General features: G+C 65.0%; 10 protein-coding genes. 3 read left to right on the top strand and 7 right to left on the bottom strand.

The window, feature by feature from the left end; genetic code table 11:
- Positions 1 to 146: 146 nt before the first annotated feature.
- Both HXS66_RS05395 and HXS66_RS05390 read right to left on the bottom strand, forming a co-directional pair.
- A complete protein-coding gene (locus HXS66_RS05395) occupies positions 147 to 1,487 on the bottom strand; it encodes an MFS transporter (protein ID WP_176503025.1) in 1,341 nt (446 codons plus the stop codon).
- A gap of 522 nt (positions 1,488 to 2,009) precedes the next feature.
- Entirely contained in the window at positions 2,010 to 2,429 is a 420-nt protein-coding gene (locus HXS66_RS05390) for a DUF1499 domain-containing protein (protein WP_077379176.1), read from the bottom strand.
- Between the two features lie 358 nt (positions 2,430 to 2,787).
- Between HXS66_RS05390 and HXS66_RS05385 the strand changes: the two genes are divergently transcribed.
- Both HXS66_RS05385 and HXS66_RS05380 read left to right on the top strand, forming a co-directional pair.
- Positions 2,788 to 4,185: an exonuclease SbcCD subunit D C-terminal domain-containing protein gene (locus HXS66_RS05385; RefSeq protein WP_176503024.1), complete on the top strand. Its 1,398-nt coding sequence runs from the start codon at positions 2,788 to 2,790 to the stop codon at positions 4,183 to 4,185.
- Positions 4,182 to 7,712, top strand: a complete 3,531-nt coding sequence (locus tag HXS66_RS05380) for an AAA family ATPase (RefSeq protein WP_176503023.1) — start codon at positions 4,182 to 4,184, stop codon at positions 7,710 to 7,712. Before HXS66_RS05385 ends, HXS66_RS05380 begins: the two co-directional genes overlap by 4 nt.
- A gap of 51 nt (positions 7,713 to 7,763) precedes the next feature.
- Here the strand turns inward: HXS66_RS05380 and HXS66_RS05375 are convergent, their stop codons facing one another.
- The 3 genes from HXS66_RS05375 to HXS66_RS05365 form a co-directional block, all read right to left on the bottom strand.
- On the bottom strand, positions 7,764 to 8,531 hold the full coding sequence (locus HXS66_RS05375; RefSeq protein WP_176503022.1) for an endonuclease V: 768 nt from the start codon (positions 8,529 to 8,531) through the stop codon (positions 7,764 to 7,766).
- A 53-nt stretch (positions 8,532 to 8,584) separates the two neighbouring features.
- The gene (locus HXS66_RS05370) at positions 8,585 to 9,157 is read right to left on the bottom strand and encodes a PRC-barrel domain-containing protein (RefSeq protein ID WP_176503021.1); all 573 of its coding nucleotides are present in this window, start codon (positions 9,155 to 9,157) and stop codon (positions 8,585 to 8,587) included.
- Between the two features lie 178 nt (positions 9,158 to 9,335).
- Complete coding sequence (locus tag HXS66_RS05365; protein WP_065392493.1) at positions 9,336 to 11,033, bottom strand: DEAD/DEAH box helicase; 1,698 nt, start codon at positions 11,031 to 11,033, stop codon at positions 9,336 to 9,338.
- A 577-nt stretch (positions 11,034 to 11,610) separates the two neighbouring features.
- On the opposite strand from HXS66_RS05365, the gene HXS66_RS05360 reads away from it, so the two are divergent.
- Positions 11,611 to 12,117: a YaiI/YqxD family protein gene (locus HXS66_RS05360; protein WP_077379167.1), complete on the top strand. Its 507-nt coding sequence runs from the start codon at positions 11,611 to 11,613 to the stop codon at positions 12,115 to 12,117.
- A 31-nt stretch (positions 12,118 to 12,148) separates the two neighbouring features.
- Here HXS66_RS05360 and HXS66_RS05355 read toward each other — a convergent pair whose 3' ends face one another.
- Complete coding sequence (locus tag HXS66_RS05355) at positions 12,149 to 13,159, bottom strand: glutathione S-transferase family protein (protein WP_176503020.1); 1,011 nt, start codon at positions 13,157 to 13,159, stop codon at positions 12,149 to 12,151.
- Positions 13,160 to 13,316: 157 nt separating this feature from the next.
- A complete protein-coding gene (locus HXS66_RS05350; protein ID WP_077379163.1) occupies positions 13,317 to 14,204 on the bottom strand; it encodes a LysR family transcriptional regulator in 888 nt (295 codons plus the stop codon).
- Positions 14,205 to 14,439 lie beyond the last annotated feature (235 nt).

Below are 14,439 nucleotides of genomic sequence, written 5' to 3'. Positions count from 1 at the left end.
GCGTGACGAGTGCCTCCATCCTAGCGTCGCCTCGGCGCTGGCCCAAACGAAAACGCGCACCACCCCGGAGGGTGATGCGCGTTTTCAGACAGATGAATGCCTGACTGGTCGGGAACAGGCGCCCTGGCGCCGAGTCAGTGCTCTGCTCAGCGCGTGATTTCCATCAGCTCGCGGCCGCGCGGACTGAGCGCCAGCCACAGACCCAGCACCACGCCCATCAGCGACAGCGCCGCCACGTACCAGGTGGGCGACAGCGGCGAGACGGTCATCATCAGCGAGACCAGAATCGGCGTGAAGCCACCGAAGATGGCATAGGCGACATTGTAAGAGAACGACAGCCCGGTGAAGCGTACTGCCGGCGGGAAGCCGCGGATCGCGATGCTCGGCACCGCGCCGACGATGCCGACGCTGAAGCCGGTCAGGCAGTAGAGCGGCACCAGCAGGCTGGGGTCCGAGTGCATGGTGGCCAGGAAGACCCAGTAGGTGATGCCCAGCAGAGCGCTCCACAGCACCAGGGTCACCCCGGCACCGATGCGATCGACCATGTAACCGGACACGATGCAGCCGATGCACACCGCCACGATCGCCAGACTGTTGGCGGAGAAGGCGGCGGCACGAGTCAGCCCCTCGAGCTCCGCGATCAGGCTCGGTGTCATCAGGATCACCACCACGATGGCGGCGGTCAGCACCCAGGTGACGGCCATCGCCACGGCAATCGCCGGACGCTGTTCACGCAGGATCATCTTCAAGGGCAGCTCGGCGGCCAGCGCCTTCTTCTGCTGCATCTCGGCGAAGACCGGGGTCTCGTGCAACCAGCGACGCAGGTAGACCGAGAACAGCCCGAACACGCCACCGATGATGAACGGAATCCGCCAGGCGAAATCACTCACCTCTTGCGGGGTATAGACACTGTTGATGGCACTGGCCATCAGCGAGCCGAGCAGGATGCCGCCCACCAGCCCCATCGACAGGGTGCCGCAGGCCAGACCATTGTGACGCGGTGCGACGTGTTCGCTGACGAACACCCAGGCCCCCGGCACCTCACCGCCGACTGCCGCACCCTGGAAGATGCGCAGGATGATCAGCAGCAGCGGCGCCCACATGCCGATGACGGCATAGGTCGGCAGCATGCCCATCAGCAGAGTCGGCAGCGACATCATGAAGATGGACAGCGTGAACATCTTCTTGCGACCCAGCGTATCGCCGAAGTGGGCCATGATGATGCCGCCCAGCGGGCGCGCCAGATAACCGGCGGCGAAGATACCGAAGGTCTGCACCTGACGTAGCCATTCGGGAATGTCGGGCGGGAAGAACAGCTGACCGACGACGGTGGCGAAGAACACGAAGATGACGAAGTCATAGAACTCGAGGGCGCCGCCGAGTGCGGAAAGGCCAAGTACCTTGATGTCACCACGCTTGAGCGAATTTTCGTTGGGCAAATCGTGGGCAGCGGTGGCTGAGCCCGCTGCGGGGACGGAATCGTTCATGGATCTCTGTGTTAGCGGGGGCTGGTGTCCAGCGATGGTCAAGAGTGATTCACGCGCCGCGCATCTTGTTGTCGTGTCGTCTTTCAGCACAAGCCTCGCAGACGCCACGGTCAGGCGTCCTAGCGAGCGCAATGGCGGAAAGCACCGGGGTTGCCCCGGGCGTGGCGATGGTGCGGAATCCTGCCAGCGTACGCTGCATCACTGTATTGCGAAAAATACAATATTGCTCGATGCAGTCATGCGTCTCATGTAACGCACCCAGAGTAGCAAACACGCCCGTGGCTGGGTAGCGCCCGCTCACGGATTACGGGCGGTTTCTGCAGCGAGGGACACGAAATGTCGCAAGCGCGCGAAGGGACATGAAAGCCCGGCCAGGCAGATCAGGCACGAAAGACGCAGACGAAACACCCCGGCGCCTGAACAGGCAGACCGGGGTGATGGGAAGTCGTCGGGAGACACACAGGTGCATTGGCGAGGTGAAGATGGCGCATCGACGTGAGCGATGCCCTTCTCGGGGCAGCTTCAGCTGCAGTAACCCCAGCCTTCTAGGCGATGACGGATATCCTCGACCCGCTGACGATTCTTGCCGAGGTCGGAATGTCCCATGCGTGACACGCTGCGTACATGACAGACGCCTTCCTGTTCATTGCAGACGATTTCCACGTCATCGACGAAGCCCAGCAGGGGCGTGTGGAATTCCGCATGCAGATAACCGTCATCCGTACTGATGATTTCCGCATGCCCCATGGATTCGATGATGCTGTGCATCTTCTCCATCGCGCTCAGGCAACAGTCCGTCGGCATCGGGAGCGGCGCTACGTAATGCTTGCTGTCGGAGGCCTGGGAGCTGACCCCGTTGGGGGTACTCGGGGCTGGTGCCAGCAGCCCATCATGCAGGCCGAGGTTATCGGGGCGAGGTGAGGCAAAAAGACCGTGGCGCATTGCGATTCCTTCCTGTCATCTCTGGGCATCGGCAACGGCTTCCCATGTTGCCGGCCTGATTGTTGTTCATTGGTCGTCCATCGATTCCTGCCTTTCTGAAGCCACCCTGACGCTGCCATCGCCGGGGCTTGTCGAATTTCGACACAGGCCTCGACTTTCAGCGTAGCGACTTTTGTCGATTTTGCCCGTGAACGGGATTGATCCAGATCAACTGCCTGAAAATGCGCTCCAGATGCACGACACATGATGCCCTCCCCTTCGCCCGACCAGACGCAATCCGTACACTGAGCACATCCAGACTCGGACGTCAGCTCGACCGGGTTCGTGATTCTTCTTCTGACACCGCAAGGAACGCATCGTGAGCTTCCGCTTTCTGCATACCTCGGACTGGCATCTCGGCCAGAGCTTCCATGGCCAGAGTCGCCATGTCGAACATGCCGCCTTTCTCGACTGGCTGCTGGCACGGCTCAAGTGTCTGACCCCGGACGCCCTGCTGATCGCCGGTGATCTGTTCGATGTAGTCAATCCGAGCCTCGCCGCCCAGGAGCTGCTCTACGACTTCATCGTGCGCGCCCACGAGCAGGACGCGGCGCTCGAGATCGTGATGATCGCCGGCAATCATGACTCCGGCTCACGCATCGAGCTGCCAGCCGCATTGCTCGCGCGTCTCAAGACGCATGCATTGGGTCGCGTGCGCTGGGTGGATGATTCCGCCGACGGCGGCGATGCCCACAGCCTCGACTGCCAGCATCTGCTGGTGCCCTTGCATGATCGTGATGGCAAGCGCCGCGCCCTGTGTCTGGCGGTGCCCTTTCTGCGCCCGGCCGAGGTCACCGGCCTGGGAGCTGGCGAGGATGAGTCGCAGGACGTGGACAAGCCTGAGCGCACCCGCAGCGAGGCCTATCGCGCGGGAGTGGCCCGTGTGCACGAGCAGCTGGTCAGCGCGGCGCGTGCCGCCCGCCAGCCCGGCGAGGCGCTGATCGCCATGGGCCACGCGCACATGCGAGACGGCGAGGTCTCCGAGAACAGCGAGCGTCCGATCCTGATGGGGGGCGAAGAGGCGCTCTCGACCAGCCTGTTCCCCGACGACATCGCCTATGTGGCGCTCGGCCACCTGCATCGTCCGCAACGCGTGGGCGGCCAGGAGCGTATCCGCTATTGCGGCACGCCGCTGGCGATGGACTTCTCCGAGGTCGATTACGGTCACCGCGTGCTGGAGATCACTCTCGAAGACGAGACACTCGTGGGCGTCGAGGAGCATCGCGTGCCCTGCCATGTCGCGCTCACGCGCATCGGGCCTGCACCGCTGACCGAGATCACCGCCCAGCTCACGGCGCTGGTCGCCGAGGCAGACCGTGAACTCGAGCCGGCACGCTGGCCGTGGCTTGAGGTGAGCGTGCAGCTGGAGGCGCCCGTGATCGACCTGCGCGCGCGCATCGAGGCACTGCTGGAAGACGCGCCGCTGCGGCTGATCAAGCTGGTCACCCGCTATCCGGCGCCCAGCGCCGAGAATCGCGCGCCCAAGGGCGTGAAGCTCGATGAACTGGGGCCGATGGGGCTGTTCGAGCGCCACTATCGCGCCACCTATGACAGCGAGCCGGCCCCGTCACTGATCGAGGATTTCGCCCAGCTGCTCGAGGAGGTCGAGATCGCGCGTGAGGCACGCCTGGCAGGGGAACCGAGCAAGACCACCAAGCCCAGTCGCCAGGACGACAAGACAGCCTCGGCAGACAAGGCCAAGGGAGGTCAGTCATGAAGATCCTCGCCCTGCGCCTCGACAACCTGGCCTCGCTGGCCGGCGCGCATGAAGTCGACTTCGAGAAGGCGCCGCTGTCCGATGCGGGCCTGTTCGCCATCACCGGCCCCACCGGCGCTGGCAAGAGCACGCTGCTCGATGCCCTGTGTCTGGCGCTCTACGGCACCACGCCACGCCTGCGCCAGACCCCGAGCGGCGGTCAGCTGGAGGATGTCGGCGAGCATCAGCTGACCCTCAAGGACCCGCGCAGCCTGCTCCGGCGCGGCTGCGGCGAAGGCAAGGCCGAGGTGGACTTCATCGGCCGCGATGGCCTGCGCTATCGCGCCGGCTGGACGGTCAGCCGCGCGCGCGGCAAGCCCGGCGGACGCCTGCAGAACGCCAAGCAACATCTCCAGCTGCTGCCCACGGCCGATGACACCCAGTCAGCTCAGACCCTCAATACCACCAGCAATGACGCCAAGGCGTTGATCATCGACAGACTGGGACTGAACTTCGAGCAGTTCACCCGCGCCGTACTGCTGGCCCAGAGCGAGTTCAGCGCCTTCCTGCGCGCCAACGACAACGAGCGCTCGGAGCTGCTGGAGAAACTGACCGATACCGGCCACTACTCCGATATCTCGATCGCCGCCCACGAGCGTGAGCGCAGCGCCCGCGAGGCCGTCAACGAGCTCGAACGCCAGCTGGATGGCCAGCTGCCGGCAAGCCCGGACGAGCGCCAGGCACTCGAGGATGAGGTCCGTCTACGCCAGACGGCCATGACCCGCCTCAGCGAACAGCATGATGCGCTGACGGCCTATCACCAGTGGACCACCACGGCGGGCGAGCTCGAACAGGCCCTGGGTCAGGCGCAGCTTGAACAGAAGGAGGCTCACGCCGCCAGTGCTGCGCTATCCCGTCAGCGCGAGCAACTCAGCGCCCTGGAAGCCCTCGCGCCGATTCGCCCTGCCCTGCTGCGCCTCAAGGCGATCGCGCCGCAGCATGCCCAGCTGACCACGCAACTCACCCGGGTACAGCAACAGCTCGGCACTCTGTCACCACGCACCGAGCAGGCCCGGGCCGACAAGCAGGCCGCCGATGAACGCATGCAGCGCTGCGAGACCTGGCGTGGCGAGCAACTGCCCAAGCTGGAAGAGGCCCGTCAGGTGGCCTCGCGTCTGGCGCAACAACGCGAGACACATGTCAGCCAGCAGAGTGAGCAGCAACGCCTGCGCGACACGCTCGGCCACCATCAGCAGGAGCTGGAGACACAGGATCGACAGCGCCAGCAGCTGGATCAGCAACTCCAGCAGCTGCAGGCGACGCTAGTCGACGAGTCCGGCCAGCCGCTGAGCGATGCCGAAGACCATCGGGACCAGCTGCAACGTCAGCGCGATGCATTGCTGCAGCTGAAACCTGTGCTCAGCGAGCAGATCAATGGCCTGGCCCGCCGTGATGAGGTCCAGCAGCGCCTTGTCGAGCTGGAGCAGCAGCTGCCTCGGCAGCAAGAGGCGTTGCGCGAGGTGGCTGCCCGGCAGGCCCAGGCATTGCAGGCCCGTGATCAGGCGCGCCACGAGGAAGACGCCGAGCGCCGCCAGCAGGAGCTGGAGCGTCTGGCACGCAGCGACAACGTGATGGCGCTGCGCCGTGGGCTGGTCCATGGCGAGGAATGTCCGGTATGTGGCAGCCATGAGCACCCCGCCGCCGCCCAGGCCGCGCCGGCCGAGGCGCTGATCGCTCAGCTGGAACAGCAGGCCCGCGAGCGCCTTGAACAGCGCCGACAGGCCACGGCCACCGCGCAGCACGCCATGGAGGCGGCCAGTCACGAGCACGCACGTCTCGAGCAGCAGCTCGGCTACCTGCAGCAGGAACAGGCGCAGCTGCACACGGAGCGGCAACATCTGCAGCAGCAGGCGCAGACCTGTCAGTCGAATCTGACCGACATTCTGGCTCGGCATTCGCTGTCAGAGCAGCCGCTGCTTGAGTCCCTGCCCCAGCTGCCTGCCGCACGAGCACTGGAACTGATCGAGCAGCGCCTTGGCGAACTGGACGCCCGTCAGAACGCGCTGGTGACGACGCTGCGTCAGCTGACGCCGCTGCGGGAGCAACGCCAGGCACTGGCGACACGCCACGCCACGCTGACGACGCAATGCCAGCACGGCGAAGCGCAGCTTCAGCAGTGTGAGGCACGCATCGCGGCGCTGGCGAGCGAGATCGAGCAGCTGAGCGGCACGCTTGCCCAGCAGCTGAGCGCAGACCCCAGGCGACAGCATGCCAGCGTGAGCGACTGGTCCGACTGGGTCGAATCGCTGACCACCCGCATGCGCAATGAGCAGGAAGATGCGCGTCAGGCGCTGCAAGAGCTGAGCGACCAGCAACAGCAGCTGACGCAGCAGCAGGCCAACCTGCAGCAACGCCAGACGGAGCTGCAAGAGGAGCAGCGCGCGCTCGACAGCGAACGCGCGCATTGGCAGGCCGCGAACCCTGGCCTGGATGACGCGCGTATCGAGGAGTTGCTGGCCGTCGAGGATCACGACCTGCAGGCACTGCGCCAGCAACTGCGTAGCGCCCACGAGCGAGTCGCACGCGCGGATGCCCTGTGTGAGGAGCGCAATGCGCGTCAGCTCAAACACTGGCAGGCCGCTCGGACCTCCGACTGGCAGGCAGCGCTCGAACAGCTGGCAGCGCCCGCCGAGGACACGACTGGAGACGATACGCAGGCAGACGGTGCATCAGGGGCTGAAGAGCTCGGCGTCATTCGCGGCCAGGCCGAGCAGGCATTGGCGGTGCATGCTGGTCTGCAGGCCCGCTTGCAGGAGGCCCCGGAAGAAGGAGCCGCTGGCACACTGACGGATGCGCCGCCAGGGCCCGAGGACGACACCCGCGAGCTTGGCGAGGCGCTGGCCAGTCTGATCACGGCACTCAAGGCACCGCTCAATGCCGTGCGCGAGGCCCATCAGACGGCACAGGCGGCGATACTCAATGATGATCAGCGCCGCAGTGGCAGCGCCGCGCTTGCCGAGCGTCTCGCAGCCGCGCGTGCCGAACATCAGCGCTGGGGGGCGCTGTCGGAGCTGATCGGCAGCGCCAGCGGCGCCAGGTTCCGCACCATCGCCCAAGCCTTCAATCTCGAGCGCCTGATCGAGCATGCCAATCTGCACCTGACCAATCTGGCACGTCGCTATCGTCTGGCCCGCGGCGCCAGCCCGCTGGGGCTGGTGGTGGTGGATACCGAGATGGGTGATGAACTGCGCAGCGTTCACTCGCTGTCCGGCGGCGAGACCTTCCTTGTCTCGCTGGCACTGGCGCTGGGCCTGGCGGGCATGGCCTCCGGCGAGCTGCGCATCGAATCGCTGTTCATCGATGAGGGCTTCGGCAGTCTCGACCCGGATTCGCTGGCGCTGGCGATGGAGGCATTGGATGGCCTGCAGGCCAGCGGCCGTCGCGTCGGGGTCATATCGCATGTGGCCGAGATGCATGAACGCATTCCGGTGCGTATCGCGGTGCGCCCCTCGGGCAACGGTCAGAGCCGTCTGGAGATCGAAGGCTAAGCGTCGCCAGGCCTCGCAAAGACAGATAACGCAGAGACAGGCAATGCGACGCTAGGCATCACGGAGCCGCTTGAGACGCCGGCTGGCGAGCTGATCCGCCAGTCGGGTCGGCTCGGGCAGCTTGGTCTTGCCCAGACAGTGCAGGGTCATCGAAAGCGCCGTCTCCAGATTCATGCGCTGGCCCGGCGAGACGTACACCGGCTTGACCTTCGCGCGTGAGCGCAGCACGGCGCCCAACTGGCTGCGCTGTTCGCGTTTGGGCAGCTCGGTATTCTCGATGATGCCGAGCTCGCCATCCGCCTCACGCACGCGATCCGTCAGCGCGACCCAGTCGCCGCGCGCATCGCCCGGTTCACCATGCTTGCCGCACAGACGCTTCTTGGCCACGCCGAAGGACGGCAGGTCACACCAAAGGCCAAGATGCGCCGCCACACCCAGGCGGCGCGGATGGGCGATGCCATGACCGTCCACCATCAGGCATTCGGGCGGCCGCTCGAGTGCCTCAATGGCGGCGATGGCAGCGGGCAGCTCCCGAAACGACAGCAGGCCCGGAATGTAGGGCATGCGGGTCGGCTGACGGATCAGCTGCTGCTCGAGGGGTTCCAGGGTCGCCAGATCCAGCGTCACCACCGCCGCACGTGTCACCTCGCCTGCATCCTCGAAGCCGATATCGACCCCCGTGATGGTCGCCGGCCAGGCCTCGGGACTTGCTCCCCAGGGCGGCGTCAGCGTCAGTCGCGTCGCCATTTCGCGTTGCTTGGCGACGGCGTCGGCAGGGTCGAGATTCCAATCGTGCAGTGCTGTCGTCCACTCACTCATGCACTTACTCATGCATTCCCTCACGGCGGTTGCGGGTCTCTCCCTCTCAGATGCTATCGATCGCCCTCACCTTCAAGTTGCTTGCCCAGTGAACGCAGCACCTCCGCCGCCTGGTTGCGGAAGCTGTCCAGCCCGTTGCCGACCTCCCCCATGCCGCGTTCCAGCTGACGCGAGAGCCGATTGGAAAGCGGTTGATCCGCGCGTGCCGCCAGCTGCTCCGGCGTCATGTCGAGCACCAGGCGGTAGCGGATGTCGCCGGGGGCCGTGGCGGCGAGCGGATCACTGACGGCTTCACGAGTGAAGCGCGTGAAGTCGATGCTGGCCGCCTTGTCACCGCCTTCCGGACGGATCAACAGACGATGGATCTGGCCACGCGTATCACTGAGCACATCCTCGACCCGACCCAGCACCTCGCCCTGCGGCGAGACCACCGGTGACAGCCGCAGGGCCTCCAGCGAGACCAGCGGGACGCGAATCTCCGGCGTGGCGCTGCTGGCGGGCATGCCGGACTCGGCGTGGGCCGCGCTGAGCGACAACCAGGGTGTCGCCAGCAGAGCGCATAGTATCAGCTGGCGGGCGGGCGCGGCCTTCAGGCCACGGCGCAGGGCATCGAGTGAAGAGATCATGTGGGCATCCTCGGGAAATGATGGACGGTGGACGCTCCACCGCTATGCCAGAACAGGATACCAGCCCCTGTGGCGCCTTTCGTCCAGGCACAAAAAAACCGGCACCTCGTGAGAGGTACCGGTCTTTTCAGAAGCCGTGGCCAGCACTGTGTTCAGCGCCGGCCAGACTCAGGCCTGATCAGGCGCGACGACGGTCGTCGTTGCCACCTTCACGGCGCTGCGGACGAGCGCCCGCACCGTCTTCTGCCAGTTCCAGCGGACGGCCAGCGACGCGAGCACGCGCCATCTTGGACACGATGCTGGTCGGCAGACCGCTCGGCAGCTCCACGACACTGTGCGTGTTGCGGATGTCGATGCGACCGATGCGCGAACCTTCGATGCCACCTTCGTTGGCGAGAGCGCCAACCAGCTGACCCGGCTTGACGCCGTCACGATGGCCGACGGCCACACGGTAGAGCTTCATGCCTTCACGTGCGACCGGCGCAGAGCTGCGACGCTCACCACGTTCCGGACGCTCGCCGCGCTCAGGACGCTCGTTGCGACGCGCACCCGGCTTCGGCAGGGACTGGATCGGCGTCTCTTCGGCGCGAGCCATCTTGACGAAGACCGCGGCCAGCTCGACCGGATCATGACCTTCCTCGATCAGGCTCTGCACCAGGGCGCGGTGGCCATTGGAGCTGCTGCCCAGGGCTTCGACGACGCGAGCACGGAAGGCCGCGTCACGGTGAGCACGGATCTCTTCTTCGCTCGGCAGCTGGCGTTCGGTGATGCGCTGGCCCAGGGCCTGCTCCATCCAGCGAACCTTACGCATCTCGCGACCGCTGACGAAGGTGATGGCGCGACCTTCACGACCGGCACGACCAGTACGGCCAGTACGGTGCACGAAGGATTCGCTGTCACCCGGCAGGTCGTAGTTGAAGACGTGGGTGATACGCGCCACGTCCAGACCACGAGCGGCGACGTCGGTCGCGACCAGCACGTCGACCTTGCCACGCTTCAGACGCGTCACGGTACGCTCACGCAGGGACTGGTCCAGATCACCGGACAGTGCCGCAGCGGAGATACCGCGAGCCATCAGCTGCTCGACGACGGTGGTACAGGCGGCACGAGTCCGCACGAAGACGATGGCGGCATCGACGGTCTCGACTTCCAGCAGGCGAGACAGCGCTTCCAGCTTGGCACCGCCTTCGACACGCACCATCATCTGCTCGATGGTGGAAGCGGTCTTGGATTCGGACTTGATGGCCACCTTGATCGGGTCAACCAGGTAGCGGTTGACGATACGCTCGATCTCGGTCGGAAGCGTCGCGGAGAAGAACACGCGCTGTGCTTCCTTCGGGGTATCGGCGACGACGCGCTTGACGTCATCGATGAAGCCCATGCGCAGCATCTCGTCGGCTTCGTCCAGCACCAGGGCGGACAGGCCGTCGAGCTTCAGGCTCTTGCGATCCAGGTGGTCGATGACACGACCCGGAGTACCGACGACGATCTGGGCGCCGCTCTTCAGGCTGCGCATCTGCTCGCGGTAGTCCTGACCACCACACAGGGTGGCAACTTCCAGGCCACGCATGAACTGGCCGTAACGAGTGAAGTTGACAGCGACCTGCTGAGCCAGCTCACGGGTCGGAGCCAGCACGAGAACCTGCGGCTCGCGGCGGTCGAGGTCCAGACGGGTCAGCAGCGGCAGAGCGAAGGCCGCAGTCTTGCCGGTACCGGTCTGGGCCTGACCGATCATGTCACGGCCATCGAGCAGGCTCGGGATGGTCTGGGCCTGGATGGGGGACGGTGTTTCGTAGCCCAGCTTCTCGAGAGAGGTCAGGACGGCAGGCAGCAGGGCAAGATCGCTGAAGCGATCGACGACGGAAGTCGTGGTCATGTATATCTCACACCTAAATGGCTACAAGTGAAGCTTGTAGCTGAAGAATGGGTCGGCTTGAACCGACACGAAGCGTAAGGGCTCCGTCTGGCGATGCCGTCAGGCACGAGGCGCTGGCATCATCAGAAAAAACGTACGAGTGCTTGGACGTCTTGGCATGGACGGGCCCGGGTTGCTCTGATGGCAGACGCATTTCCGCTATCAGGCACAACGCTGCGGCGACCGTACAGCAACCAGAGGCTCTCCACTTGAGAGTCTCGGGGCGCTCCATCATGCACACTGTGGACTGGGACGGGTCTTGCGTCGCGGCGGCCGGACATCGAAGGATCGAGGGGTCACGGAGGGCTCGGGGCAAGCTACGCCACTCGGTCCGGGAGGCGCGAAATTACCGTCTGAAGGCCTGTCAAGAAAGGCGATCACCGGCTTCGGCTACTCAGGATGGTGGGTCACTACATGCGAGGAGCTGGCATTCTAGCAGTCCCTCGCGCATTCTGCATCCTTTCTTTTGACCTTGGTCGCAGGCCAAGCGTCTATCGGCGCAGGCCACACTCGCCAATTCCCTCTGACAGGAGACGGCATGACTGACGTGCAAGACCCCACCACCCCCTCACCCGCCGAGCCCATCACCACGCTGTGGGTCGATGCTGACGCCTGCCCGCGCGCGGCGCGCGACATCCTGGTCCGCGCCGCGGAGCGGACCGCGACCCCCACCTGGTTCGTGGCCAATCATCAGGTGCCGCTGCCACGCTCGGTGCATGTCAAGGCGCTGTCCGTCCCTGCCGGTGCCGATGCGGCGGACCAGTTGATCGTCGAGCGCGCCCGGCCCGGCGACATGGTGATCACGTCCGACCTGCCGCTGGCGCTGGAGGCGATCGAGAAAGGCGCCCTGGTGATGACGAGCCGCGGCGAGACACTGGATGCCAACAACATCCGCGCCAAGGTTCAGATGCGCGATTTCATGGAGAGCATGCGTTCCAGCGGCGAACACACCGGCGGCCCCTCCGCCTATGGCCAGCGCGAGCAGCGCGACTTCGGCAATGCGCTGGATCGCTGGCTGGCCAAGGCCAGACGAACCAGGCCGTGAGGCCGAACGCCTCGTCCCGGCCGCCATGGCTTCAGTGGTGGCGGCGAATGCCCTGCCCTGTCAGGCGCTCACGATCATGCGGTGCCTCGAGATCCAGCGTCGGGCCGAGGGGCACGATACCGATCGGATTCACCGCCAGCTGACTGCCGTAGTAGTGGGTCTTGATCTGCGCGAGATCGCAGGTCTCGGCGACGCCCGGCCACTGGTACAGCTCGCGCAGGTAATTCGAGAGATTGGGATAGTCACTGATGCGGCGCTGATTGCACTTGAAGTGGCCGTGATAGACGACATCGAAGCGCAGCAGCGTGGTGAAGAGGCGGATGTCCGCTTCGGTCAACCACTCACCGACCAGATAGCGCGAGTCGGCCAGACGGCGTTCCAGTGAATCCAGGCAGGCGAACAGCGCGGTGAAGTGACGCTCATAGGCCTGCTGACTGGTGGCAAAACCGGTCTTGTAGACGCCATTGTTGACCTTGTCGTAGATCTCGGCATTGAGAGCGTCGATCTCGCCGCGCAGGTCCTCGGGAGAGAAATCCAGGTCATTGCCGGTCAGCGGATCGAAGGCGTCGTTGAAGATGCGCACCAGGTCAGCGGATTCGTTGTTGACGATGCGCCCCGCCTTGCGATCCCACAGCGCCGGTACGGTGACACGGCCGGTGTAGTGCGGGTCGGTCATGGTGTAGAGCTGATGGTGGTAGCGCACGCCGTTGATCGGATCGCCACTGGAGCCCTCTTCCTCGAGATAGCTCCAGCCATGTTCCAGCATGTAGGGGCTGGTGAAGGACATGCCCACGACCGACGTCAGTCCCTTGAGAGAGCGCATCACCAGCGCACGGTGGGCCCACGGACAGGCCAGCGAGACATAGAGATGATAGCGCCCGACTTCGGCGGGCACGGCAGACTGGCCGTCTGGGCCCTGCTCGGCCGCACCGGGGGGCACGACCCAGTCACGCAGGCTGGCACTCTCGCGCTTGAATTCCCCGCCATTGCTGTCGGTATCGTAACCACGGTTCTGCCAGGTGCCATCGACCAGTAAGCCCATGAGGAAATGTCCTGTCATGCAAGGTGAGGATAGCCATTCAAGGGATCGCAGAGGAGCCATGGTCCCCGCACGCAACGAATGACGCCTCTCCGACAGGTGGTAGCGCCCAGAGGCTTTTCCAATCCCCAGCCGCTTTCTCATGTGGCTCAGGAGTGCTTCACCCCCCTTGAACGCTGTGATGCAGCTGCTCGACCATCGCACGCACGCCAGGGCCGGCGCTGTCGGCATCAGGCAGGTAGAGATGAATGTCGATCTCACGCTCGCCGCCGTTGAGCAAGGGCAAGGGCACGAGTGCCCCCTGGGTCAGCGCCTGCGAGATTCGTGAACGCGGCAGCCAGGCAAAGCCCAGGCCACGCTCGGCGAGATCGACAGACGTCGCCAGATGACTCACCGTCCAGCGCTCCTCTGCCTTCAGCCAGCCGGCATCCATGCCTGTCGAGCGACTGCTGTCGCGCACCACCAGCTGTCGATGCTGTTCGAGGTCACGCAGATCCAGCGGCCGTCCCAGCGCATGCAGGGGATGCCTTGGCGCCGCTACCGCCACGAAGGTTTCCCGCACCAGCAGGCTACCAAGCTGCCCTTCCTGTGGCAGCGCGCTGACCAGCAGATCGACCTGGCCGGCATCCCAGAGCTCACTGCCACCCGTCAGGGTGGTTTCGTGCAGCTGTATCCGTACCTGGGGATAGGCCGCGGAGAACCCCTCCAGCGCACGGGCCAGCAGGTCCGAGGGAAACAACTGATCCACGGCCAGGCTTATCTCGCTCTCCATGCCTTGTGACAGCGCCTGGGCCACATCCTCCAGCGCGCTGGCACTCTCGATCAATTGGCGTGCGCGACGCAGGAGCATCTCGCCGGCCTCGGTCAGGCGCACGTTGCGCCCCACCGGCTCCAGCAACGGCACTCCCAGCAACGCCTCCAGGCGATGCACCGCATGATTGAGCGTGGAGGGGCTCTTGTGCACGGCCTCGGCGGCTCGGGCAAAACTGCCATGATCGACCACGGCGGCCAGCATCTGCCATTGGGCCAGAGTCACTCGAGACGACATCGGACATTCTCCACTGATTTCTTGTTGCCACGCGGGCGCACGAAAGGCGAGACAGGGCGACAAGAGCGACGCCACCCTGCTGTCCCTCTGGACAATCTTCGCCCCCTTCAGAGATCTCATGTTGCGACGCCAGAGCATCATGTGCCAACACGTTCGCCACTCTGCGTCACAATCCTCTGACAACAGGACGCTATCCTCGTGATGTACGCACTGACTTGCAGAATATTTCGACGAA

It is taken from the genome of Cobetia sp. 5-11-6-3 (assembly GCF_013374055.1).
GTDB lineage: Bacteria > Pseudomonadota > Gammaproteobacteria > Pseudomonadales > Halomonadaceae > Cobetia > Cobetia marina.
Note: the sequence above shows the minus strand (reverse complement) of the source record. Positions and strands in the feature narration are given on the sequence as shown.